The sequence below is a fragment of the Streptomyces sp. 8L genome (genome assembly GCF_020176795.1).
GTDB lineage: Bacteria > Actinomycetota > Actinomycetes > Streptomycetales > Streptomycetaceae > Streptomyces.
Genome location: NZ_JAIUKE010000892.1, coordinates 1 through 1,203, shown reverse-complemented (window position 1 = coordinate 1,203; position 1,203 = coordinate 1). Strand labels below are relative to the sequence as shown.

Genomic DNA, 1,203 nt, shown 5'->3' with positions numbered 1-1,203 from the left:
GGGGTCTCCCCCTGAGTGGTGGACACGCTGATACTGGATCTGCTTGATCCGGAGGAAGCGAGAAGACCGCCGATGGCGATGAAGGACTACTCGGACGAGTTCAAGGCCGATGCCGTGGCCCTGTACGAGTCCACGCCGGGGGCGACCTACAAGAGCATCGCCGCTGACCTGGGCATCAACAGGGCGACGCTGCGGGAGTGGGTGCTGCGAGACCGGGAGCGTCGCGGCGTCGCCCCCGCGGCCGCCCGGTCAGGTGGGGCTGTGCCGGCCTGGGCAGGACAGTCGGCACCGTCCGCGGACCCGGACGAGCGGATCCGGCAGCTGGAGGTCCGGGTGGCCGAGCTTGAGGCGAGCGAGCGAAAGCTGGCCACCGAGCGGGACATCCTGCGCAAGGCAGCCAAGTATTTCGCCGGCGAGACGAACTGGTGAACCGCTTCCAGTTCGTCCACGATCACCGGGACGCCTTCGGCGTGAAGCGGTTGTGCCAGGTCCTGGGCGTGAACCGTTCCAGCTACTACAAGTGGCGGGACGGGGCCGACGCGCGGACCGCGCGGCAGGCCGCCGACCAGGCCCTGGCCGAGCAGATCCGCGCCGTCCACGCCGACTCCGACGGCGCCTACGGCTCCCCGCGCATCACCGCCGAGCTCCGCGCCGGCGGCCGGAAGATCAACGAGAAGAAGGTCGCCCGAGTGATGCGCAAGTTCTCCATCCACGGCATACGTCTGCGCAGACGCGTCCGCACCACGATCCCCGAGCCATCGGCGACACCGGTCCCGGACCTGTTGCGGCGGGACTTCACCGCCCCTGCGCCTGGAGTCAAGTACATGGGCGACATCACGTATCTGCCCACTGGAGACGGCGAGTTCCTCTATCTGGCCACCGTCCTGGACTGCTTCAGCCGCCGCGTGGTCGGCTGGTCCATCGCCGCCCACATGCGCACCGAACTCGTCGCCGACGCCCTGCGGATGGCAGCCGCTACCCGGGGCGGACTGAGCGGCACGGTGTTCCACTCCGATCACGGCGCCCAGTACACATCGCGCGAATTCGCCGACTTGTGCGGCGAGTTGGGGGTTACCCAGTCCATGGGTGCGGTCGGCACCTCCGCCGACAATGCCGCCTGCGAGAGCTTCCACGCCACCCTCAAGCGGGAGACCCTGCGCGGCGCCCACCGCTACCCGGGAGCGGAACTCTGCCGACGCTCCG

At 69.2% G+C, this 1,203-nt stretch carries 1 protein-coding gene; it reads left to right on the top strand.

Annotation, left to right across the window (positions count from 1 at the left end; translation table 11 throughout):
• Window positions 1–72 precede the first annotated feature (72 nt).
• Window positions 73–1,203, top strand: a protein-coding gene (locus LCE31_RS39720; RefSeq protein ID WP_225023159.1) for an IS3 family transposase whose coding sequence is annotated in 2 segments (ribosomal slippage) — window positions 73–415 and window positions 415–1,203 — 1,132 coding nt annotated over the 2 segments. Because the reading frame shifts where the segments join, the coding sequence is not laid out codon by codon here. This gene is flagged as partial in the annotation.